This window comes from Dokdonia sp. Hel_I_63 (assembly GCF_007827285.1).
Lineage (GTDB): Bacteria > Bacteroidota > Bacteroidia > Flavobacteriales > Flavobacteriaceae > Dokdonia.
Genome location: NZ_VISD01000001.1, coordinates 2,950,859 through 2,975,070, shown reverse-complemented (window position 1 = coordinate 2,975,070; position 24,212 = coordinate 2,950,859). Strand labels below are relative to the sequence as shown.

The 24,212-nt window shown below is 35.3% G+C and carries 22 protein-coding genes; all 22 read left to right on the top strand.

All coding sequences use genetic code 11. The features are described 5' to 3' along the window. The first annotated feature begins 83 nt into the window (after positions 1-83). The 22 genes from JM84_RS12985 (at position 84) to JM84_RS12880 (ending at position 24,210) form a co-directional block, all read left to right on the top strand. The gene (locus tag JM84_RS12985) at positions 84-818 is read left to right on the top strand and encodes an FkbM family methyltransferase (RefSeq protein ID WP_013751546.1); all 735 of its coding nucleotides are present in this window, start codon (positions 84-86) and stop codon (positions 816-818) included. Next, the gene (locus tag JM84_RS12980; RefSeq protein WP_013751547.1) at positions 818-1,594 is read left to right on the top strand and encodes a glycosyltransferase family 32 protein; all 777 of its coding nucleotides are present in this window, start codon (positions 818-820) and stop codon (positions 1,592-1,594) included. Before JM84_RS12985 ends, JM84_RS12980 begins: the two co-directional genes overlap by 1 nt. 34 nt (positions 1,595-1,628) lie before the next feature. Next, the gene (locus JM84_RS12975) at positions 1,629-2,780 is read left to right on the top strand and encodes a glycosyltransferase family 4 protein (protein WP_186439130.1); all 1,152 of its coding nucleotides are present in this window, start codon (positions 1,629-1,631) and stop codon (positions 2,778-2,780) included. Beyond that, the gene (locus tag JM84_RS12970) at positions 2,780-3,934 is read left to right on the top strand and encodes a glycosyltransferase family 4 protein (RefSeq protein ID WP_013751549.1); all 1,155 of its coding nucleotides are present in this window, start codon (positions 2,780-2,782) and stop codon (positions 3,932-3,934) included. Before JM84_RS12975 ends, JM84_RS12970 begins: the two co-directional genes overlap by 1 nt. Next, entirely contained in the window at positions 3,934-4,812 is an 879-nt protein-coding gene (locus JM84_RS12965) for a glycosyltransferase family 2 protein (RefSeq protein WP_144784672.1), read from the top strand. Before JM84_RS12970 ends, JM84_RS12965 begins: the two co-directional genes overlap by 1 nt. Before the next feature lie 71 nt (positions 4,813-4,883). Continuing rightward, positions 4,884-5,690 (top strand): hypothetical protein, encoded by an 807-nt coding sequence (locus tag JM84_RS12960; protein ID WP_013751551.1) that lies wholly within the window; start codon positions 4,884-4,886, stop codon positions 5,688-5,690. A 160-nt stretch (positions 5,691-5,850) separates the two neighbouring features. Further along, positions 5,851-6,609 carry a hypothetical protein gene (locus JM84_RS12955; protein ID WP_013751552.1) on the top strand — a complete coding sequence of 253 codons (759 nt, stop codon included), beginning with the start codon at positions 5,851-5,853 and terminating at the stop codon, positions 6,607-6,609. A 158-nt stretch (positions 6,610-6,767) separates the two neighbouring features. Continuing rightward, on the top strand, positions 6,768-7,931 hold the full coding sequence (locus JM84_RS12950; RefSeq protein WP_144784670.1) for an acylneuraminate cytidylyltransferase: 1,164 nt from the start codon (positions 6,768-6,770) through the stop codon (positions 7,929-7,931). Then, a complete protein-coding gene (locus JM84_RS12945; RefSeq protein WP_013751554.1) occupies positions 7,924-8,799 on the top strand; it encodes an N-acetylneuraminate synthase family protein in 876 nt (291 codons plus the stop codon). The genes JM84_RS12950 and JM84_RS12945 overlap by 8 nt, the downstream gene beginning before the upstream one ends. A 590-nt stretch (positions 8,800-9,389) precedes the next feature. Beyond that, positions 9,390-10,796 (top strand): UDP-glycosyltransferase, encoded by a 1,407-nt coding sequence (locus tag JM84_RS12940; RefSeq protein WP_013751555.1) that lies wholly within the window; start codon positions 9,390-9,392, stop codon positions 10,794-10,796. After that, the gene (locus JM84_RS12935; protein WP_013751556.1) at positions 10,797-12,230 is read left to right on the top strand and encodes an MBOAT family O-acyltransferase; all 1,434 of its coding nucleotides are present in this window, start codon (positions 10,797-10,799) and stop codon (positions 12,228-12,230) included. It abuts the gene before it with no gap. Beyond that, positions 12,230-13,099 (top strand): hypothetical protein, encoded by an 870-nt coding sequence (locus JM84_RS12930; protein WP_013751557.1) that lies wholly within the window; start codon positions 12,230-12,232, stop codon positions 13,097-13,099. The genes JM84_RS12935 and JM84_RS12930 overlap by 1 nt, the downstream gene beginning before the upstream one ends. Before the next feature lie 133 nt (positions 13,100-13,232). Continuing rightward, positions 13,233-14,105: a hypothetical protein gene (locus JM84_RS12925; RefSeq protein WP_013751558.1), complete on the top strand. Its 873-nt coding sequence runs from the start codon at positions 13,233-13,235 to the stop codon at positions 14,103-14,105. Continuing rightward, entirely contained in the window at positions 14,105-15,247 is a 1,143-nt protein-coding gene (locus JM84_RS12920; RefSeq protein WP_013751559.1) for a glycosyltransferase family 4 protein, read from the top strand. The genes JM84_RS12925 and JM84_RS12920 overlap by 1 nt, the downstream gene beginning before the upstream one ends. Next, positions 15,244-16,728 carry a glycosyltransferase family 2 protein gene (locus JM84_RS12915; RefSeq protein ID WP_013751560.1) on the top strand — a complete coding sequence of 495 codons (1,485 nt, stop codon included), beginning with the start codon at positions 15,244-15,246 and terminating at the stop codon, positions 16,726-16,728. The genes JM84_RS12920 and JM84_RS12915 overlap by 4 nt, the downstream gene beginning before the upstream one ends. Further along, a complete protein-coding gene (locus tag JM84_RS12910; protein ID WP_013751561.1) occupies positions 16,715-17,716 on the top strand; it encodes a glycosyltransferase family 2 protein in 1,002 nt (333 codons plus the stop codon). Before JM84_RS12915 ends, JM84_RS12910 begins: the two co-directional genes overlap by 14 nt. Then, positions 17,716-18,264, top strand: coding sequence for a serine O-acetyltransferase (locus tag JM84_RS12905; protein ID WP_013751562.1), 549 nt, complete (start codon positions 17,716-17,718; stop codon positions 18,262-18,264). Before JM84_RS12910 ends, JM84_RS12905 begins: the two co-directional genes overlap by 1 nt. Then, positions 18,261-19,373: a glycosyltransferase family 4 protein gene (locus JM84_RS12900; protein ID WP_013751563.1), complete on the top strand. Its 1,113-nt coding sequence runs from the start codon at positions 18,261-18,263 to the stop codon at positions 19,371-19,373. Before JM84_RS12905 ends, JM84_RS12900 begins: the two co-directional genes overlap by 4 nt. Continuing rightward, a complete protein-coding gene (locus tag JM84_RS12895; RefSeq protein ID WP_013751564.1) occupies positions 19,370-20,443 on the top strand; it encodes a glycosyltransferase in 1,074 nt (357 codons plus the stop codon). The genes JM84_RS12900 and JM84_RS12895 overlap by 4 nt, the downstream gene beginning before the upstream one ends. 4 nt (positions 20,444-20,447) lie before the next feature. Next, positions 20,448-21,809 (top strand): O-antigen ligase family protein, encoded by a 1,362-nt coding sequence (locus JM84_RS12890; protein ID WP_237699364.1) that lies wholly within the window; start codon positions 20,448-20,450, stop codon positions 21,807-21,809. Then, positions 21,763-22,779, top strand: coding sequence for a glycosyltransferase family 4 protein (locus JM84_RS12885; protein ID WP_013751566.1), 1,017 nt, complete (start codon positions 21,763-21,765; stop codon positions 22,777-22,779). The genes JM84_RS12890 and JM84_RS12885 overlap by 47 nt, the downstream gene beginning before the upstream one ends. 36 nt (positions 22,780-22,815) lie before the next feature. Then, on the top strand, positions 22,816-24,210 hold the full coding sequence (locus JM84_RS12880) for a sugar transferase (RefSeq protein WP_013751567.1): 1,395 nt from the start codon (positions 22,816-22,818) through the stop codon (positions 24,208-24,210). Positions 24,211-24,212 lie beyond the last annotated feature (2 nt).

Genomic DNA, 24,212 nt, shown 5'->3' with positions numbered 1-24,212 from the left:
CTCTTAAATTTAAATCAAAACCACAAAGGTTAATTAAGAATTAAGATAGATTCTGTAGATTACAAATAATCGTTAGGAATAAAATGAAACATATTATAATAAACAAATTAGGTTATTTCTTTTTTCGCTTGAATAACAAAGGCAGAAAATTTTTTGGAAAAAATAGCCGAATTCAAAATGTCCAAAGAATTTTGAATAAAAATTTCAAAAAAGGAGAGTCTTTTAATTTTATTCAAATAGGTGGTAATGATGGTGTAAGCTTTGATTTTTTATATGATTTCGTAACAGAGAGAAACGCTACTGGAATAGTTTTGGAACCAATTCCAAGATATTATAAGGAGCTCGAGAGTAATTATAGCAACTACCCAAATATTAAGACTCTTAATAAGGCAATGCATATAGATTCATCTGGACTTATTTTATACGCCGTAAAACTAAATCCTGAACATATTTATCCAGATTGGGTTAAAGGAATTGCTTCTATTAGTAAAAGTCACCTTGTAAATCATAATATTTATGAGTGTGATATACAAGAGGTTTTAGTTGAAACTATGACTGGAGAAGGTCTTCTCAAAGAATGTAAACTATTAAATAATATAGATTTACTCCAAATTGATACCGAAGGTTATGATTACAAGATTTTGCAAATGCTTGATTTAAAGAGGATTTACCCCAAAGTAATAAAATTTGAATCAGTAAACTTGTCAAAAGAAGAAGTGCAGTTATCCTTTGATCTTATGCGCTCCTTAGGATATCATTATTTTGTAGAAGGTGGAGATACTGTTGCAATCAAAATTAATCAAATCACAATGTTTTAATGATTCCAAAGCGTATTCATTACTGTTGGTTTGGCGGCGGTGTAAAAGATTCAACAATAGTCAAGTGTATTGCTAGTTGGAAAAAATTCTGTCCAGATTATGAAATAATAGAATGGAACGAGAATAATACTGATTGTAGCCTGCCGTTTGTTCAATTTGCAATACGACAAAAAAAATGGGCATTTGTAGCAGATGTTATAAGACTAGATGTTCTTATAAATCAAGGTGGAATTTATTTGGATACCGATATGCTCTTAGTAAAAAGCTTAGATGAGTATCTAAATTCTAAATTATTTATAGGAGTTGAAGCACCGCACATGATTAATGGCGCAATTATAGGGTCTGTCTGTGATAATCGTTACATTAAAAAAGTAAGGAGGTATTATGATCAAATCAATTTCGGCGTTGATTTTAATTTTCACAATTCCACAATACCAATAATACTTTCTGAAACATTTAAAAATATGTTTGGAAAAGATTTGAATATCTTGGAACCAACGACTATCGATAATGTTACTATGTATCCTAGTCAAGTTTTTTATCCATTACCTAATAGTCATAAAATGGATATAAAGAATTATAAGAATTATTTATCAGAAGATACCGCTGCAGTACATTTGTGGAACGCCTCTTGGGTTGACTACAATGAATTTGATTACATTAAGCAAAGAAAATATTTTCAAGCAGTCAATAAAATTATAATACGTCTTTTATCTAGAGACTTTAATAGTTATTATTTCGTGAGATTGTATAAGAACTTTAGAAAGTCCCTTTAATATGATGGCTCCTTTAAAAAAGGTATTAAAGCGAATGATTGGTTATATTAACTTGTCTTTGTTTTATGTTTTAGTATTACCTAAAATAAAAAAATCCGATATCGTTTTCATATTCCCTTATTACCATATGGGAGGCGCAGAGCAGGTACACCTTGATATTGTAAAATCTATAGCAGATAAGAAAGTGACAGTTATCTTTACACATCTTTCTGCAACAGATCATTTTTTATCACGCTTTCGCGAAAGCGCAACTGTAATAGAACTCAACAGTATTATAAATAAAAAAAGTAAGCACGTGAGAACGGCACTTTTTAATACCATTGCTACAGCTATTAATAAGAGTACTACGGTTACACACGTTTTTGGCTGTAATACAAACTACTTTTACGATATTTTACCTTTAATAGATAAGCGTAAACGCCGCTTAGATTTAATACACGCTATCGCTCCAGATGATAGTAGAATAGATATACTAGCTACATCTGCCCAGTACATTGATACACGTGTTGTTATTAATGAAAAAGCAAAGAATGACATTTATCGCATTTATAGCGATAATGAAGTTTTGCAGTCATTAGATCATATAACAGTAATTGCAAACGGCGTAATATTGCCTGCGTCTACTGATGTAACTTTAAAAAATTGGAGTAAAGACATTATTAATGTTGGATTTATAGGAAGATGGTCTGAAGAGAAGCGACCAGAACTATATTTAAAAATTGCTCATAAAGCCCAAAAGAAGGGACTTGACGCTCAGTTTTATATCGCTGGATCCGGAATGAAGGCACACAAAGAGGTGATAAACAAAGCGAGTGTTTTATCCTTAGATGAAATCTCAAACAAGCAGGATCTTCAAGATTTTTATAAGAAACTACACTTTGTTATTATTTGTTCTAAAACGGAAGGATTCCCTATGGTTTTAATGGAATCCATGCCTTATGGAGTAGTCCCGCTGTGTACAAATGTGGGAGGGATATTTGAGCACATTCATCATGGAGAAATAGGAGTGCTTGTAGAAAACAGTGCCGATGAGGATGTGATTATAGAGAGTTTTCTGGATAACATTAATGCATTAGTTAATGATATTCCAAGGGTTGAGTTACTATCAAAAAAGGCACAAGAGTATGCTGTAGAGCACTTTGGTATTACTAAGTTTCAGGAATCTTATAAAAATCTATTTGTTTAATGAAAATCTTAATGATCGCCATACCTAATCATCACTTCTTCCAATGGGTCAACCAGATGGAAGGTTCGGGGCATGAGGTATTCTGGTTTGATGTAACAGACGGTGGGCCTAGGTCAGAAAAGATATCTTGGGTTACACAGATAAAAGGATGGAAACTACGATGGGATTACCCGTTGAGGTCTTTTGTTAAACAGAGAAGTGCAATACTATATCGTTTCATTCAAAAGATTAATGTAAGAAATGTAGAGGACGCATTTGCAAAAGTGTTTAAAGAAATCAATCCAGACATTGTGCATTGCTTTGAGATGAAACTGGCAGGTTTACCTATACTTTCACAGCTGCAACTATCAGACAAACCATTACTATACTCCTCTTGGGGAAGTGATATGTTTGCATATAAAGAGTTAGGAGTGACAAGGGAAGAAACTACAACATTCCTTAGTCGTGTAGATGGTTTAATAACAGATTGTCATCGTGATTATAAGATTGCAAGAGAGCATAGCTTTAAAGGGGAATTCTTAGGTGTCTTTCCAGGTAATGGAGGTATTGATATAAATGCTACCATCATCAAAGAGACTCAAGAAAGAAATTACATTCTTATTAAAGGATATGAAGATGGCACAGGAAAGGCAGGAGTCATTCTAGAGGCACTTACGCTTGTATCCCCAGAATTACTCAAAGGAAATAAGATTGTTATTTACAGTGCAGATGACGTCCTTGTAGATCAGGTGGCACATTCAGAAATATTAGTGGGACTTGACATAACGATACACTCTCGATATGCCTTTATAGCGAATACCGAGCTTCTTAAATTAATGGGGCAGAGTGTACTTCATATAGCAAATAGTGTCTCAGATGGGATGCCTAACGCTTTACTAGAAGCTATGGGGATGGGAGCTTTCCCTATACAGTCTAATCCTGGCAATGTAACGCAGGAAGTGATTACAAGCGGCGAGAATGGCTTTCTTATACAGGATCCTTACAACTCAAAAGTGATTGCACGATTAATTGAAGAAGCGCTTAAAGATGAAAGCCTGAGAAGTCGCGCACAACAATTCAATACTGCATTTATTCGTAAAAATTATAATAGAAGTATCTTACGGTCTAAAATAGAGGCATTGTATCACCAAGCTTATAACAATCATAATTCTTAATGGATATTTCCTTTTTAATTGTCACGAGAAATAGACCGGCAGATCTGAGAGTTACACTTAACACGCTGGAAAAAATCATTGATCTAGAAAAGCACGAAGTCTGTGTTTTTATAGATGGGTGTGATAAAACAACACCATTAATAGAGGAGTATAACTGGGTGCAGTGGAGTAAAGTGAATAAAAGTATAAGCGCCTCACCGGCTAGAAATGCACTTTACAAAACGGCAAAAGGAAAGATTTTTATTGGTCTAGATGATGATGCTCACCCTATAAGTGTAAATTTTATAGAAGAAGTAACATTTCGCTTTCGCGAAAGCGTAAACCTTGGTATTATAGCTTTTCAGGAAGTTCGCGGTTTATTTGCTACAGATCAAGAGGCACTTAAATGTTCAAAATCTGGGTTGTCATATATAACAAATGATTTTGTAGGCTGCGGATTTGCTATTAAAAAAGAAGCTTATGATACCACCAATGGTTTTCCTTTATGGATGGATATTTATGGAGAAGAATCTGCTGTGGCTATAGAGGTTATGGATGCAGGGTACGATATTGTATATGATTATAATCTTAAAGTAAACCATAGGGTAGATGTTGAGAAACGTAAAACTATGGGGCGTAATTACTTTAGGTTTGAGCACCAACTTAAAAATACGATTCGCTTTTATATGGTTTATTACCCTAAACCATTATTTAAGATTGCAAAGGCGCTCTTACATAACTTTAGAAAGTATGCATTGAGTGATAAGACTTATTTTAGATATTACTGGCGATCTATAGGAAGACTAATTTTAGATACAACAGTAATCTTAAAATATAGAAAACCAGTAAATGCAATCACAATTAAGAATAGGAATAATTTGAAAAGTTTGAGTTATTAAAATCTCAGATTAAGTTAATGAGTATTAAGATTGAATCTTGATATTTTACAATTAACAAGGCGTGCTATTTAATGAATTTCAATATTAGCGAGAAAGAAACTATAAAAAATGACACAAGAATGATAAGTAACAACAAAGTGTCAAATTCCAAAAGTAAGCTTGTCATCGCTTATAGTTTATTTGGGAATGATGCTATATATCTAGATGGGGCTATAAAAAATGCTCAACAAGCTTTGGTCTTATATCCAGAGTGGCAAGCGAGGTTTTATGTTGATGATACCGTTCCCCAAGACACTATTACAATTCTCAAAACCTATAATGCAGAAATTATAATCAAGCCTACTAGTAATGGGAGTTCTGGAATGTTTTGGCGTTTTGAACCTCTTTTTGAGCCTAATACAATAATGTTAAGCAGAGATGTAGATTCACGACTGTCTTTGCGCGAGAGAGATGCAGTAAATGAGTGGCTAGCAAGTACTGCAAGTTTTCACATAATGAGGGATCATAAATTTCATACCTCAAAGATTTTAGGTGGAATGTTTGGAGCTAAGCCTAATCCTAATATTTTAAGAAAGAAAGCTATTTTTTCTCATTTTTATAATGGTGATAAGTATGGAGCAGATCAGTTCTTCTTGAGTCGTATTATTTACCCTTTAATTAAAAATGATGTTGTAATACATTCATCTGGAGTTAAATATGATAATGAGCAAATCATATCTTTTCCGAGTAAGAATGAAGATTTTTCATACGTGGGGATGGCTTGGCGTGGTCAAGAACCATTGACTGCATTTATAGATGAAGAGCATATACAGGTTCACACAACAAAAAGAGAGTTTTACCAAATCTTAAAATATCGACTAGTAGCACTTTTTTGGTAAAATGGTATATATAAATATATACCAGATAATTGATTTAGGTAATTATCTAAGAACGTATAAAGAGTTACGATGATTAGTTTATCATACACCTCTTTTTAGAAAAATTAAGGAGAGATAAACTAAATTTTAATAAATAGACATTTCTAAAGAATTAAAAAGCGTGAAAAAAATTATAAAGAAGATTCTAGGAGCTGAAAAATCAGCTAGGTTAAGAAAAAAATCTAAAACTCTTAAAACGCCAAAAACTCTTTTGAAAGTTGCGTTTGGAAATACTCAAAACTCATCCCTGACTGAGTTGGGCCAATTTTATGGAACAGACAAAGTTGACGAAGCTCACTCTTTTAAGGGGATGAATTATATGAATATCTATGAGAAATACTTTGAAACCATTAGGAATAAGGAAATCTCCTTTTTAGAGATAGGGGTAAAAGAAGGTTATAGTCTCAGAACTTGGGATAAGTATTTTAAAAATGGACGAATAAAAGGGTTGGATATTGATCCTAGGTGTAGTGATTTTGCGACTAAGGATATTGAAATAGCTATCGGAAGTCAAATAGATGTAGACTTTCTCAAAAAATCTTTCAATGATTGTAGTGAGTTTGATGTGATTTTGGATGATGGGGCTCACGTAAATCATATGATAATTAAATCTTTTGAGTATCTATTTTATAATAGATTGAAATCAGGTGGACTTTACATAATAGAAGATTTAGGCTGTAGCTACTCGAAATTACAGACTGATAATAACGTTAAGGAAACTTGGCCGGGAATGAAATATAATGGTGAAGAAAATTTGGATAATACTCGAGAAGAAATGGATTTATTCTTCAACAAAATAATTTATCAATTAGACCACCTAAGAGGAGAAGTGTTGAGTATTCACTTTTATTCTAGAATTTGTGTTATTATAAAAGCTTAAACTTCTAAAAGTGATTTTCTTACCATATGAACCTCATTAAGTAGTTCTGATATCCTCATGAAAAGCTCTATTCTTAAAGTATTTTAACCTAAAAATGCATACTTTTAACGGATAAATAGTTAAGGCGGTGTTAAAGCTTTAACTACAACCCAACCACAATGAAAAGCATCGGTTTTATACCCCTGCGTAAAGGCTCAAAAGGCATTCCAGGTAAAAACAAAAAGAAACTTCTCGGTCGCCCACTATTCTGCTGGGTCTTAGGTGAAGCGATTGCTTCACGTCTTGATACTATCTATATTTATACGGACGATGAGGATATCATCGCTTTTGTAGAAAAAGAATATCACTGGACAGATAAAGTAAAAGCCGTACAACGTAGCGACGAGAGTGCAACAGATACTGCTTCTACAGAAATGGGGATGCAGGAGTTTGTAGCAGGTTTAAAAGAAGATTTTGATGTGCTTTGTTTACTCCAAGCAACATCACCTTTTACCACTTCTCAAGATATAAATGCGTGCCTAGATGCAGTAGCGTCAGGTACAGATAATGATTCGGCTCTTACGGTGGTAAATACTCACCGATTCACTTGGAATGCAGATGGAACTCCTCAAAATTATGATGTCTTCAGCCGACCGCGTAGGCAAGATTTTGATGGGTTACTTATTGAGAATGGAGCTTGCTATGTGACCACGCGTGACGCTTTTCGCGAAAGCGGAAACAGAATTAGCGGTAAAATAGCTACGGTACACATGCCAGAGGATAGTCTTACAGAGATAGACACGCTGACCGACTGGAAAATCGTGGAGGAATTGCTAGCCGCTCGTTTAAAAACGAAAAAGCAAAGTAACCGAATTACACATCTTATACTTGATGTGGATGGCGTGTTTACAGATGGCTGTATCTATTATGGTGCAGAGGGCGAACTGATGAAAAAGTTTGATATGCGCGATGGAATGGGACTTGAGATTTTGAGACAATATAATGTTGAGGTAATGGTGATGACGTCTGAAGATTCTCAAATAGTTGCCAGCCGAATGAAGAAATTAAAAATTAAAGACGTGTTTTCAGGAGTGAAAGACAAGTATAGTCTACTTTCTAGAATTGCTACAGATCGTGGGATTGATTTTTCTGAAATAGCATATATAGGTGATGATGTGAATGATCTTGCAAACATTTGTGCAGCAGGATGGTCACTTACACCTGCAAATGCGACGATGCCTATCAAGAACCACGCAGATATCATATTACAAAACAATAGCGCAGAAGGAGCGATACGCGAGGCCTGTGACTTTATTATAAAATATAACAACCGATATGAGTAATTACAAAACGCCTTATACAATAGCAGAAATAGGCGGAAACCATAAAGGCGATATGGAAATCGCAAAGGAAATGATTAAAGTAGCGGCTATCTTCTGTAATGTAGATGCCGTAAAATTCCAGAAGCGACACAACATAGAACTTCTTACCAAAGAACAATATGAAGCACCACATCCTAATCCTGTAAATTCTTATGGAGACTCTTATGGAGCGCATAGAGAGTTTCTAGAATTTGATGTGAATCAGCACGCAGAACTTAAAAAGTATTGTGAGGAGTTAGACATTACCTATGCAACTTCGGTTTGGGATACAACGAGTGCAAAGGAAATAGCAGGCCTTCATCCAGAGTTTATAAAAATACCTAGTGCTTGTAATAACCATTACGAAATGCTAGGGTGGTTATGCGAGAATTACAAAGGAGAGATTCACTGCTCTACTGGGATGACTACTAGAGATGAGATCGAGGAGCTAGTACAGTTTTTTGAAAAGCATAACAGAGGTAAAGACTTAGTGCTTTATAACTGTACATCTGGATATCCAGTGCCATTTCCAGATGTATGTTTGCTGGATATTAAAACACTTATAGAGAAGTATGGCGATCGTGTAAAGCACATCGGGTTTTCTGGTCACCATCTAGGTATTGCAGTAGATGTTGCTGCCTATACACTTGGGGCAAACATTGTAGAACGCCACTATACACTAGATCGTACTTGGAAAGGTACAGATCACAGTGCATCACTGGAACCAGCAGGAATGAGGAAGCTTTCTAGAGATTTAAAAGCGGTATATCAAGCATTAGATTATAAAGCAACAGATATTTTGCCTATCGAGCAAGTACAGCGAGATAAGTTAAAGTATAGAAAGGCTTAGAAGATAATAGGGGAAAGCGCTAGTCTTTTATGCGATTGCTTACTAAAAATTGATGCAGTCATTTCGACAGAGCGAAGCGACGAGAAATCTCATCAGAGTAAGCGATGTATTTTGAGCTTTTTGCGTGAGCTTGATAATGTGATTTCTCCTTTCGTCGAAATGATAGTTTATGAATGGCCTAAGTAAGTTTTGTGTAAAAAATGATGTGAGTGGAGGGATAAGTAAAATAGGGCTAGCATGAGTATTATGAAATTTAATATTTCACAAATACTCAATATATTAGGTAAGACAATTGCTCCTTTATTTTGCGCCGCAACGAGGGATATTTTTAGCAAAGCTTAATTGAGCCTAGACTTTTTTGGTTACTTTTTTTGGCAATGAAAAAAAGTAACAATGGAGATTGAAAAGAACTAATAGTTGATTTTGATTACTATTTAAAACTAGAAATCTCATCAGAGTAAGCAGAGAAGAGTAAGCAGTGTATTTGATCTTTTTACGTGAGCTTGATAATGCGATTTCTCCTTAGGTCGAAACGACAAAAGGCTAGAGCAAAGAGAAACCTTATTACAGTAAGTAGCTGTATATGAAATATGATTAAAAAAAATAAAGTTTTCATTCTTTTTCCAGACGGCGTAGGTCTACGCAACTTTGCTTTTACTAAGTTCAAAGAAGTAGGAGAGGCCCAAGGATTTGACATCACTTACTGGAATAACACCATATTTTCGTTAGAAAAGGAATTGGGTTATAAAGAAGTGAAGATTGAGAACACAAAGATTCACCCCAAAACACCTACACTTAGTCACGCAAGAAAGAGGGTAGAACTAGCGCTTTCGCGAAAGCGTGAAAAAGATAATGTCTATCCTACCTATCGTTTTCCATTGCAGTGGAATAGTATAAAGAAAGCCTTAAAAAGTGCTTTTGTAAAGTATCACGAAACGTTTAGTGCCACACCAAAGGGATGGCAACGAATAATGAACCAAATGCAAGCTGCCGAACGATCTACTGTTCGCTACCAGGAGCTTAAAGCACAACTAAAAGAACACCGTCCAGACATTGTTTTTTGTACCACACAGCGAGCTACACAGGCCATTGCACCTTTGCTCGCGGCGCAGGATCTTGGAATCAAAACGGCGTGCTGGATATATAGTTGGGACAACCTGCCTAAGGGAATGACCACGGTAGAGACAGATTATTACTTTGTATGGTCTGACCTTATGAAAGGGCAGCTCTTACAGTACTACCCAAAAACCAGAGAAGAGCAGATATTTGTTACAGGAACACCACAATTTGAACCACATTATGATAGTAGTATTTTGCTTTCCCGAGAGCAATTTTGTCTAGAGCACAATCTTAGTGAAGAGACACGATACATTTGCTTCTCTGGGGACGATCAAACCACGTCACCACTAGATCAATATTATCTAGAAGACACGGCAATTGCTGTGCGAAAATTGAGAGAAGAAGGTGAAGATGTAGCCATTATATATAGAAAAGTACCTATTGACTTTTCTGGTAGATATGATGAGGTATTGGCTACTTATAAGGATGTCATTATACCTATAAACCCTTTGTGGAAACCAATGGGCTCACAATGGAATCAAGTGATGCCTACCAAAGAAGATTTTGCTTTATTAGTAAATACCTGTCACCACTGCGAGCTGGTTGTAAATATATGCTCGAGTATGGTGTTTGATTTTGTGGCTCACGATAGGCCTACAATCTATCCAAACTATGAGCAGCCACAACTTAAAAAGGGAATACGTGATATAGGACAGAACTATAAATATGTACATTTTCGATCTATGCCAGATTATGATACAAGTGTCACTTGGGCAATGAATAAAGAAGATATTTATGATGGAATTAAAGGCTTACTTAATGGTAGTCTTAACCCAGTGCCTATTACAAAAAGATGGTTTGGGATTGTAAATAAACCAGAACAACCTGAGAAAGCTAGTGAGCGTATTTGGGAGGGGATACATCAAATCTTAGAGTAAATGCTTTTTAATTCATTAGAATATCTCGTCTTTCTGCCATTAGTCTTTGTAGTCTATTGGTTTGGCCTCAAAAAAAGTCTGAAGGGGCAAAACTTTTTTATTCTCTTAGTAAGCTATGTGTTTTATGGATGGTGGGATTGGAGGTTTCTTGCGCTTATAGCCTTCAGCACACTTGTAGATTATATGGTAGGATTAAAAATCCAAAATAGTGATTCTAAGAAAAATAGAAAGCTACTTCTCGGCATCTCTTTAGCTGTGAATTTAGGGTTGCTAGGCTTTTTTAAATACTATAATTTCTTTGTTGATAGTTGGGTAGAAGCTTTTGATGCAATAGGCATAACATTGCACACTAGTACCTTACGAATTATCTTACCTGTGGGGATTTCATTTTATACATTTCAAACGTTAAGTTATACGATAGATGTATATCGTAAGAAGCTAACAGCAACTCCTGATTTTATAAATTTTGCTGCGTATGTAGCATTTTTTCCACAGCTCGTGGCGGGTCCTATAGAAAGGGCATCTAACCTACTTCCGCAGTTTGCAGAGAAGCGAACTTTTGATGAGGAAAAAGCAATCTCAGGTATTAATCTTATTATCTGGGGTCTGTTTCAAAAAGTGGTAATTGCTGATAGTTGTGCTCCTTATGTGAATGCAATATTTGACAACTACGAGAGTATGAATTCCCTTAGTCTTTTACTGGGAGCTTTTTACTTTGCTTTTCAGATTTACGGAGATTTTGCGGGGTATTCAAACATTGCAATTGGTTCAGCGCGGTTATTAGGTTTTGACCTTATGCGTAATTTTAATTATCCGTACTTCTCAAGAGATATTGCCGAGTTTTGGAGGAGATGGCATATTTCTTTATCTACTTGGTTCCGAGATTATCTTTATATCCCCTTAGGAGGTTCAAGAGGATCCAAGTCTAACCAACTTCGCAATGTATTAATCATTTTCATTGTTAGCGGATTCTGGCACGGGGCAAATTGGACGTTCATCTTTTGGGGAGCACTTCATGCCTTATTTTTCATACCAGTTTTGCTATTCAACGTTAATCGCAAGAACTTAGATCAAGTTGCTGCAAATCGATTGCTACCCAATATCAAAGAACTAGGTCAAATGCTGTTTACTTTTATACTTGCCTGTTTTGCTTGGATATTTTTTAGAGCAAGTTCTGTAAGTACTGCGTTTGCTTATGTTGAAAGGATTTTTACAAATATGACCTTTACATTAGAGTACTTAAACATAGAGCGATATAATGTAGAGATGATATTGATTTTAGGTATTTTAATAGGTATAGAATGGTTTAATAGAACTCAAGAACATCCATTTCAAGGAAGATTTAAATGGGTGAAGCTTACCGCGGTTATCATAATGTTGCTCACACTTGGTGTTTATTCTAACCATAACGACTTTATTTATTTTCAGTTTTAATGAAAAAATTTGTTAGGCATATAGCAATCATTTTAATCTTGATCATCAGCATAAGCTATGTTCTTGATATATGTTACACCTATGCTTTTGATAATGATCATCCTCGTAATAAAGTCCAGCTTACAGCAAATCTTTCTAATACTCATATTGATTTTATTTTCTTAGGAAGTTCAAGGGTTGATAATCATATAGATTGTGATTTGGTCAAAGAGTTAACGGGTAAGTCTTGCCTTAACTTGGGCTTACAAGGATCAAGGATTAATGATGGTAAAGCATTAGCTGAGCTACTAGAATCAAATAACGTTACTTATGAGAAAATATTAATGCAAGTGGATTACATCTTTAACTATCATAATTATTCTCCATCGTTTATTGCAAGCATTGTTCCTTACGTTAATAAAAATGGATTTCCAAAGGGTTTGAAAGAAGATCTAGACTTGCCAGTAAGTTACAAAATGCCATTTGCTAGGTATGCATATAATGATAAACTCGCCGGATTAAGAGAGGTTATATTGCAATATGCTGGTAAAGAATCAAGGGTTGATCTCAAAAATGGTTTCAATCCTTTAGAAGGTGTTGGTACTAAAATAAGTGGCAAATTTCCAAATATCATATCAACAAGCAATAATAACTTAGATAGTCTAGTAGACCTGAGCGAGAAGGTTATACTGTTTACTGCTCCTTACTGTAAGAATACAATAAACAGAGATAAATTTATGGGAGATTTAATGGGAAGGTATCCTCAATTAAATAACTTCATTGATATATTTGATGAGCGGGAACATTTTTATGCAAACTGCGGTCACCTTAACTCCCAAGGCGCTAAGGAGTTTACAAAAATACTTGTCAAAGAAGTTCTTTTGAGGTGATGTTTAAAGTGCTAGAATCCCTGAATTACACTTAACTTAAAAGGTTATTTTAGTAATAGGAGAGGGCTACAAGAATTTTATTCTAATGCCGATTATCAAGTATTCAAAGTAACACTGTCCATTTACAACATTAATGAAACGTTTTTTTACATACATTATAATTATTGTGGCTCTAGTTTTAGTGATAGCATTTACACTTGATTTGCTTTATTCTACTGTGTATGTTAATGATAAGCCTCGTAACAAAGTACAGCTAGTTGCAAACTTAACAAACACACATATTGATTATATTTTTCTCGGTAGTTCTCGGGTTGAAAATCATATAGATTGTGATCAAATAGAAAAACTAACTGGTAAGTCGTGTATTAATCTAGGACTTCAAGGTGGTAGATTAAAAGATTATAAGGTGCTTGCTTATTTATTGAAGAATAATAGAGTTACTTATGAGAAGATTTTTGTTCAAGTAGATTATAGTTATAATTTCGATAATTACTCACCTCTTTTCTTAGCTCAAATTGGACCATTTGTGAATAGAAATAATTTCCCTGAATTGCTGAAAGAAGAATTACAAAAAGAAGTAAATAGTAAAATGCCTTTTGTGCGTTACGCTTTAAATGAGAAGGCTATCGGGTTTAGAGAAACTTTGTCACAGTTTTTTGAGAAAGGTGTAAAAGTAGATTTACAAAATGGATTTGTTCCATTAGAAGGACTGGGTACTGCAATTAGTGGACATTTTCCAGATTCTGTAAATTATCCAAACCTAGTCCTAGAAGAAATCATCACTTTAGATCCTGATAGCACAATATTATTTGCAGCACCTTATTGTAATAGTTCAAAGACAAGAAATGATTTTATGTCCTCACTACAAATTAAATACCCTAGCTTGCATAACTATATTGACATTTTCGATAATGTTGAAGGTATGAGTGTAAATTGCGGACATCTAAATGCTAATGGAGCTCAAGTATTTACTGGTATTCTAACTAAAGATATTCTTTTAGACTAATGCATATAGCCTATATAACTCCAGAGTATCCGCATACTAAACTAGGTAATTCTGGAGGTATGGGGACAAGTATGAAGAATCTTGTAACGGCTATCGTTGCTGAAGGACATCAAGTAAGCCTATTTGTTTATGGTCAAAAAACAGATGAAGTGTTTGATGAGGATGGAATAACTTTTCATGTTATAAAACAGAAGAGTTATGGGTATGGAGGTTTTTTTCTATACCGAAAAAATATTAGTCGTTATTTAAACCGATATTCAGATACTATAGATGTTATAGAAGCTCCTGATTGGACGGGAATCACGGCTTTCATGAAGCTTAAGAAACCGTTGGTGATACGTTTTCACGGAAGTGATACTTATTTTTGTCATATCGAAGGACGTTTACAGAAGAAGAAGAATGCTTATTTTGAAAAACAAGCAGTCAAAAAAGCAATTGGTTTTATAGCTCCAACTACTTTTGCGGGTGAAAAAAGTATGGAACTCTTCAACTTGCCTAAGGATAAATTGAAAATCATTCATTATGGTCTAGAATTAGAGAAATTTAATAATGCGGATCCAGGGACATATGAAAAGTATCGCATTCTTAATATAGGAACCTTGATAAGGAAAAAGGGCGTTTTCCAGCTTATAGAAGTCTTTAATAAATTGGTAGAGATAGAACCTAAGAGTACTTTGGTTTTTATAGGTGCAGATAGTGGTGATGTCCAAACAGGATCAATATCTACTTGGGAATTAATGAAAGATAAAATGACAGTAAAAGCTGCTGCTCGAATTTCTTATTTGGGTAAAATACCTTATGAGGAAGTACAAGGGCAAATCAAGAAAGCACATGTTTGTGTATTTCCATCGCTTGCAGAAACTCTGGGAATGGTAACCATAGAATCTATGGCATTAAAAAAGGCAGTGGTTAATACTGATATAGGTTGGGCACGAGATTTAATTGATCATGGTGTTAATGGTTTTATGCATCATCCAGATGATTTTAATGCCTATGTTCACACCATTAAAAATTTATTTGATGATCAAGAATTGGTAGAGAAAATAGGAGAAGCAGGTAGAGTAAAAACAGAAGAGCAGTTCGATATTAATAAAACAGTTCATCAAAATATAGCGTATTATAAAAGTATTTGTTCCTTATGATTTCCCTTGTACACCATAAAGGTATTGCGATTACGGGCAATTATAACGGACTGCCAATAATTGAGGCTATTTATAAATGCGCTCATGAAAACCCTGATAATTACTTGTTGGTTTATGAGAAAACAGCAGATGTTGATGCATTTAAAGCTGCACTACCTGAAATAAATCATCGGGCATACTTTTTCTCCAATTACAATAATTCACATCCAGACATAGGATATGTAGAGGATAGTCCTTTTTTAAATATTAATAAAAAGGTCACGTATCCCACTTGGTTAAAAGGAACAGCTATAGTTTGTATGCATGCCAACCTTATCAATGAAAGTGTTCTTAGTCATTCTAATGAAAAGAATTATTTATACTGGTTAAATTCGATAGGTAAACTATCGCAAACTGGAGGTGTCTTGAACTATCAAATACCTACAACCATTCAAAATGAAGAGTTTAAAACGTACGAACTTTATAAGTTTGTAAAACAACATTATAGAACTAGATGGGTATTCATTTTACTTCTCTGTCATTTATGGTATGAGCAACGCTTTCCTGTAATTTCATTAATGAGAACAATTTTCATTAAAAAATCTTTGTTGAAAATTGATATACATGAATTGCAAATCTTTAAAAAAATCCATGCTAAGGCAAACTTTAAATATGACGTTATTATTCCTACTATGGGAAGAGCTGGTTATTTGATGGATGTTTTACTTGATTTAAATAATCAAAAAACACTGCCTAATAAAGTTATAGTTATTGAACAAAATGCAGATGGTCATGCAACGAGCAATCTAGGTTTTGTCAAGGATGAACAATGGGATTTTGAAATAGTCCATGAGTTCACTCATATCACCGGAGCCTGTAGAGCTCGTAATCGAGCAATAGCTTTGAGTAGTGCAAACTGGATCTTGTTATTTGACGATGACGTGCGTATTAAAAATGATTTTTCTACTAGAATCTTAGATTTTATGAATGATAGCAAAGCAAAATGTGTGACTTTTTCTTGTTTGCAAAAAGGAGAAATAGAGAAGCAAAGTAATTACTTGCAATGGCCAGCATTTGGATCTGGATGTTCTATCGTACATAGAGAAGTAGCGGAGAGTTGTGAGTTTGATATGGCACTTGAGCATGGTTACGGTGAAGATGTAGATTATGGAATGCAAATACGTAATGCCGGATATGACGTGATATATGCGCCTCAAATTCAATTATTGCATTTAAAGGCTCCTGTAGGAGGATTTAGAAAACCACATGTTTTTCCATGGCAAGAAGATGCTGTCTTACCTAAGCCATCCCCACAAATCATGTATCATCGTACTAAGAATTATACTCCAAAACAGTTGATAGGATACAAAGTCACTTTGTTTATCAAGTTTTATAAAGACTACTCAATCAACAATCCTATTGCTTATTATAAATATTTTAAAAAGGCATGGAGTAAAAGTCTGTACTGGTCACAAAAATTAGCTCAAGATGCAACAGTGTAAACTAAGCCTTATCATTTGCACTTACATGCGACCAGATCCCTTAACAAGATTGTTGGAGTCCGTCATGGCGCAAACTCAAGTACCTGAAGAGATTTTAATTATTGATGGTTCTACAGATGATGATACGGGATCTCGCTTTCGCGAAAGCAGAAATAACATTATAAGCTATCATAAAGTGCCACAAGAATGTCGCGGGCTTACGAAGCAACGTAATTATGGAATATCAAGAATCAATGACGAAATAGATATAGTTGCATTTCTTGATGACGACACGATTTTAAATCCAGATTATTTTGAGAACTTGGTTTCTACTTATGCTCAATATCCAAAAGCGGTAGGTGTAGGTGGTTATATTACAAACGAAGTTTCTTGGGAGAAGACAGAACAGGGAAAAGTTGAGGATTTAAACCATTATTATTACGATGGTTATAGGAGAAAGGAGAGCAGTCGCTACAAACTAAGAAGAAAATTAGGGCTGGCACAAACTACACAACCAGCTATTTATCCTGAATTTGGTCATGGTAGATCTATAAGTTTTTTGCCACCTTCTGGTAAGATTTATAAAGTAGAACAGTTAATGGGAGGTGTTTCTAGTTTTCCTCTTGCTGTTTTAAAAGAACATAAGTTTTCTGAATATTTTGAAGGTTATGGTCTCTACGAGGATGCAGATTTTACATTGCGATTATCTAATATAGGAGATTTGTATGTGAATACAGCAGCACAATTAGAACACCATCACGATGCAGCAGGAAGACCTAATAAATACACTTACGGTAAGATGGTCGTGCGCAATGGCTGGTATGTATGGCGAGTAAAACATCCCAAACCATCATTTAGGAACAAACTCAAATGGTATCAAATCACCGTATTGCTTACTGGTATTAGATTTCTGAATATCTTTACTACGAGTGAACGTAAAGAAGCATTCACAGAAGCAATGGGAAGAACCGTAGGTATATTTAGTTTGCCTTTTAATAAACCTAATTAATGAAGTTTTCAAAAGACATCAAAAGATATACGGACTATAGCGGGAAGTCGGCCTTAATAATGTTGTTGACTCAGCAAGGGCTATGGGCATTGTTACAGTATCGTTTTTTTAATTGGATTTATACATCTAAGCTGCCTAAAGTATTAAAATGGCCACTATTGGCTATAGGAGTTCTCAAATTAAAAGCTATAGAAATCTTAACAGGGATAACCATTCCATATAGCGCAACCATAGGAGAAGGATTTTACATAGGTCATCATTCTGGTATCATTATCAACGCAAAGGCTATCATAGGTAAGAATTGTAACATCTCTCAAGGAGTAACCATAGGTGTAAGTGGTCGCGGCGATCATCGTGGTATTCCAGTAATAGGTAATCAAGTTTATATAGGAGCAAATGCCACAATAGCAGGCAAGTTAAAGGTAGGAGATAAAGCGGTGATAGGAGCAAATAGTCTTGTAGTTAAAGACGTTGTTGCGGGAACTACGGTAGTAGGTGTGCCGGCTATAAAAGTAAGTGATAACGATTCTGCAGACTATATTTTATGAAATTACTCATCATATCTGATGCACCTATTTTAAGTAATTCAGGGGAAAAAGAAGCGTACGCACCTTATGTGAAGGAAATGGATATATGGATGCAACATGCTAGTGATGTTTCTTTTGTATGTCCGACTAAATATGATCGTAATCTTTTAACTCAAGCTTTTCAAATACAAGATTTTGAAGTTCAATCATTACGAAGACTGGAGTTTCATTCAGTATTATCAGCATTAATCTCGTTTCTAACCATTCCATATCAAGCCATAGTGTTATGGAATACCATGCGCAAAGCAGATCATATTCATCTAAGATGTCCAGGTAATCTTGCTTTGCTAGCCAGTATAATACAGGTTACGCTTCCGCGAAAGCGAAAAACGGCTAAGTATGCTGGGAATTGGGATCCTGCATCTAAACAACCGCTAGCTTATAAAATGCAAAAGTGGATACTTTCTAATACCGCATTGACTAGGAATATGAAAGTGCTGGTTTATGGCGAATGTAAGGGCCAAACTAAAAATATAAAACCCTTTTTTACCGCAAGTTATTACAATAATGAAAAGGAGGCCGTCATAGATAGAGATTTTAAGCAACCTCTAAGAGCCATGTATGTAGGCACTATGGGACTAAATAAAAGACCTTTAGAAACAGTACAGCTTGTTAATTTTTTTCGTAGCTCTGGATTAGATATTACCCTTGAGATGTACGGCGATGGTCCAATAGTAGAAGACATTAAGTGGTATCGAAAAGAAAATGGAATTTTAGATAAAATCGTCATACGAGGAAACCAACCTGGGCATGTAGTAAAAGAAGCCTACAAAAATGCAGATCTTCTCATATTACTCTCCAAAAGTGAAGGATGGCCTAAGGTTGTCGCAGAGGCAATGTTTTGGGGTGTAGTGCCTATAGTCTCGAGTGTATCATGTGTGCCTTGGATGATTGGAAACGATAAGAGAGGGATACTTATACATGATCCAGAACATATAGATGCTGAATATTTAGGAAAACAACTAACTAACAAAGAAGCTCTTTTAGAAATGAGTAAAGAGGGCGCAGAGTGGTCTAGACAATACACAATGGATACCTTTGCTCAAGAAATCAAAAAGCTATTGCAATGAAAGTGCTCCAACTCATAGATACATTGGATGCTGGTGGGGCGGAACGGATGGCTGTAAATATAGCTAATGCCGTTAATGAAGAGGGAATAACCTCTTATCTGTGTGCAACCCGACGAGGAGGTACCTTAGAAAGAGAATTATCTTCTCAAGTGAGTTTCTTAATGCTTGGAAAGAAGGGTAAGCTAGATCTAGTCGCCTTTCGCCGATTTTTTAAATGGTTAAAAAAGCAACAGATTACCATTATCCACGCGCATTCTACATCGCTAATGCTAGCAGTACTAGCCAAAATCAATAAGCGTAGCATAAAGATTGTTTGGCATGATCACTATGGGATGAGTGATGCGTTGGAAAAACGTGATAGCAAACTCCTCAAAATTCTTGCTAGATATATTGATGTGACAATAGCGGTTAATGAGAAGCTTACAACATGGTCTAGGGAAGTATTATGTGTCAAGCAAACTTATTTTTTAGAGAACTTTGCATCACTTTCTGGAGATACACTTAAAGTTACTACCCTAAAAGGAGTCGAAGGTAAACGTGTAATTTGCTTAGCAAACTTACGACCACAAAAAAATCATATAGAGCTCATTAAAGCTTTTTCAAAAACACAAGACAATTTTCCAGAGTGGACGTTACATCTCGTAGGAAAGTCTTTTGAAGATGATTATTATGAGCAAATAACCACTGCTATTAGAGAGCATGAACATACAAGTAAGGTATATCTCTATGGTAGTTGTAATGATATAGCGCACATTTTAGAACAAAGCACCGTAGGTGTACTTGCATCTATTTCAGAAGGCTTACCTGTTTCGTTGTTAGAGTATGGAAACAGTAGTTTACCTGTTATAGTTACAAATGTTGGACAATGTGCTGCGGTTGTAGGGAATAACGGTATAGTGATTAATAATGTAAGAGAAGAACTAAGCAAGGAGCTAGTAAAATTGTTTCATTGTGATCAAAAAGAAAGAGATCAGATTGGATTACGCTTTCGCGAAAGCGTACTAAAAAATTATAGTAAGAAGGCTTTTATGGACAAGGTGTTGCCTATCTATAAAGGATTGATATCTTAGAGCTGTGAATATATCCAAACAATCTAGATACTTAACTTTTATGGTGATTCACATCATCATAGGAGTTTTAGTGTATCTCGTAAGGTCGCTTGCACTCGTTTATTTTGCAGGTAGCATTCTCTATTTTTTAGTGCAAATATTTAGAACTGGAAATAAGAATAATGAGGCTCTTATGGGAGCAGCCTATATGGCGGGTGCTGAGGTTTTCTTTAGAATGAACCAGGCTGTTCCTGTGTACGAAGCAGGTAAATATTCGGTAATAGCTTTTATGTTAATAGGGCTTTTCTTAAGTGGTACTAGTCGTAAATCTGGAATTTATTGGTTATATATTTTTCTGTTATTTCCTAGTATCTTAGTTGCCACTATGAACTATAGCTTAGGGTCAAATATTAGAAATTCTATTTTCTTTAATCTTAGTGGACCTATATGCTTAGGTCTTTCATCCTTATATTGTATTGATCGTAAGTTGACTTATAGACAACTTTCAGATTTAATAAAGTGGATTTTATTTCCAATAATTAGTATGGCAGTTTATATTACAATGGGAACACCTGATTTACGTGAGACCCTTAGCAGTACTGGAGCAAACTTTGCAGCATCAGGTGGCTTTGGACCCAACCAAGTGTCCACAGTTTTAGGCCTTGGAATGTTTGCAGCATTGGTACAGTTAGTGGTACATAGTAAAAATAAATTACTTCTTTTTATTCATTTGGGAATTACGGGATATTTATTATATAAAGGAATTATTACCTTTTCAAGGGGTGGAGTGATTACAGCAATCACAGTAAGTGCTATTTTTTTAGTAATATATTTTAGTGGTTCTAAAGGTGTTGCTCGTAGGAGAATGATGACTTATTTAATACTTTTAGGAGGTGTTTTTGCAGTTACAGCTGCATATAGTTCATTTCAAACTAGAGGATTAATAGATAAGCGTTATAGTAATAGGGATGCAGCGGGTAGATTGAAAAGTGATATTACCACCGGGCGTGGAGAATTACTTGAAACCGAACTTTCTGCATTTTATGAGAATCCACTTACTGGAGTCGGTGTAGGAAAGACCAAAGAATTGAGAGAGGCTGCTACAGGTGTATCTGCCGCTTCTCATAACGAAGTCAGTAGATTATTATCTGAACATGGTATTTTAGGATTAATTATTCTAGGGATTCTTATTATTTACCCTTTAGTGTATCGCTCTAAAAATAGACGCAATTACTTATTTTATTCGGCCCTAGGATTTTGGTTTATGACCATAAACCACTCATCAATGCGTATTGCAGCGCCAGCTTTTATATATGCTCTTGCCCTTTTAAACGTTGTTCATGAAAAGAAAAAGACTCCTATACGTAGGCAACGCGTTATCCAGTAAAGGGAAGACGGTTACTACTATTGAGACGCTTAGTTTATTGCTGAAGCAGGAAGGGTATGATGTTGAGGTAACGTCAACAATATCAGATAAGTTACTTCGCATGTTCGGTATGATGCGTGCATTATTACGTTCTCGCAATAATATTAGCTTTGTTCTCATAGATACATATAGCACATCCAACTTTTGGTATGCTGTAATCATTGGTAGTTTATGTAGAACGTTCAGTATTCCATATATTCCAATTTTACACGGTGGTAATTTGCCACATAGGCTCAAGAACAACGCAAAAATTTGCAAACAGCTTTTTGGGAGTGCACAGATTAATGTTGCTCCTAGTGGCTATTTATATAACGCTTTCGCGAAAGCGGAATTCTCAAATATCACTTACATTCCTAACACCATTGAATTAGAGAAGTACCCATTTAAAGAGCGAACAGTATTTAAACTCAACTTATTATGGGTAAGATCATTTGCCGAAATTTATAATCCGTTGATGGCGATTCAAGTGCTTGAAAAATTACATCAACAGTATCCTGAAGCTACACTAACGATGGTTGGGCCAGATAAGGATGGGAGTTTAGCCCTTTGCGAGGCCTATGTAAGGAAGCATAATCTCCCTGTACATTTTACGGGTAGATTATCCAAGGAGGATTGGACGTCTCTAGCGCAAGACCATGATGTTTTTATAAGTACCACAAATTTTGATAATACTCCTGTGAGTGTGATAGAGGCAATGGCATTAGGATTACCGGTAGTATCTACAAATGTAGGTGGAATGCCATATCTTATTCATGACACCGTAGATGGTCTATTATCAGCTCCAGAGAATGTTTCTGCTTTCTCAGAAAAGATAAGTAAGTTGCTTGAAAACACAGCTAGCACAAAGGAAATAGTGTTGAATGCTCGTCAAAAAGTAGAATCCTTTGATTGGAGCGTAGTAAAAGAGCAATGGCATAAAGTGCTCTGCTAAATTTGTGATATATTTACGGTACTCAACCAACCTCGAATGTCCCTCTTACCTAGTATCCATTTTGATGTCTCAGAGCGTAAAGTATTACTGCGCATATTTGATATCTTATCTGTTCTGGGAGCACTCTATCTCACAGAATTATTCTTAGAATTTGATTATGTAAAAATCAGAAAGGAAAACGCAACGGCAATCATAGTGCTTGTGGGGTATCTGTCCATCTTTGGGACGGTGTTTGAACTTTATTTCTTACCTAAGACGGTGAAGTTTCAAACCATGCTTAAGAATGTGATTCTTACCGTAGCAGTTACTGTGTTATTCTACTTGCTAACTCCTTTTTATACTCCCATTCTTCCAGAAAATAGACTACAGATAGTGTACTTTTTCTTGGCAATGATTATAGGTATTTCTTTGTGGAGGTGGTTGTACGTGTCTATAATTTCCGCACCAAGATTTTATAGAAAAGCAATCGTAGTAGGAGATTCCTTTAATATTCATAAGATTATTAAGAATCTAGAAGGAGCAGATCCTAATTACAAAATAGCTGGTTATATCAATACAGAGCCTATGTCTATTGCAGATGTAATCTCAACAGAGGCAAAACGATTTCCTATTAAAGATCTCCAAGAAACCATTTCAGAAAATGGTATTTCAGAGATTATTGTTGCAAGTACATATGAGGATGGCGTTTCACTTGAGCTCTATAATCAGCTTATAACACTCTTGAAATTAGGATTTCCCATACGAGAGTATATGCAGGTTTATGAGGATATCACGCAGCGTGTTCCTGTGGAATACGTAGATAAAGATTTTTACCGTTACTTTCCATTTAGTCGTAGTAATCAAAACAAATTCTATAAACTCATTCATCGCATTTTTGATGTGGTCATGTCTGTCTTGGGGATTTTATCATTTATTGTATTACTACCTATAGTCTTTATGGGTAATCTTATTGGTAATCGAGGTCCGCTATTTTATACACAAATACGCATAGGCCAAGGTGGTAATACATTCAAGATTATAAAGCTGCGCACCATGATTGTTAATGCAGAGAAAGATGGTGCTGCATGGTCTACTAAAAATGACACGCGTATTACTTCATTTGGTAAATTTTTAAGGAAGAGTAGACTAGATGAAATCCCGCAGTTTATTAATGTCTTTCTAGGGGAAATGAGTGTGATAGGTCCACGACCGGAACGCCCAATATTTGTAAAGGAACTCTCTAAAGAGATACCTTTTTATGAGACACGACATATCATAAAGCCAGGACTTACAGGGTGGGCGCAAGTTATGGGTGGCTATGCCAGCTCCGAAGAAGGATCGCTAGAAAAGCTACAGTATGACTTATATTATATCAAACATCGCAACCTCTTTATGGATTTGAGTATAGTACTTAAAACGATAAGTACGGTCATCAACTTCAGAGGACAGTAATA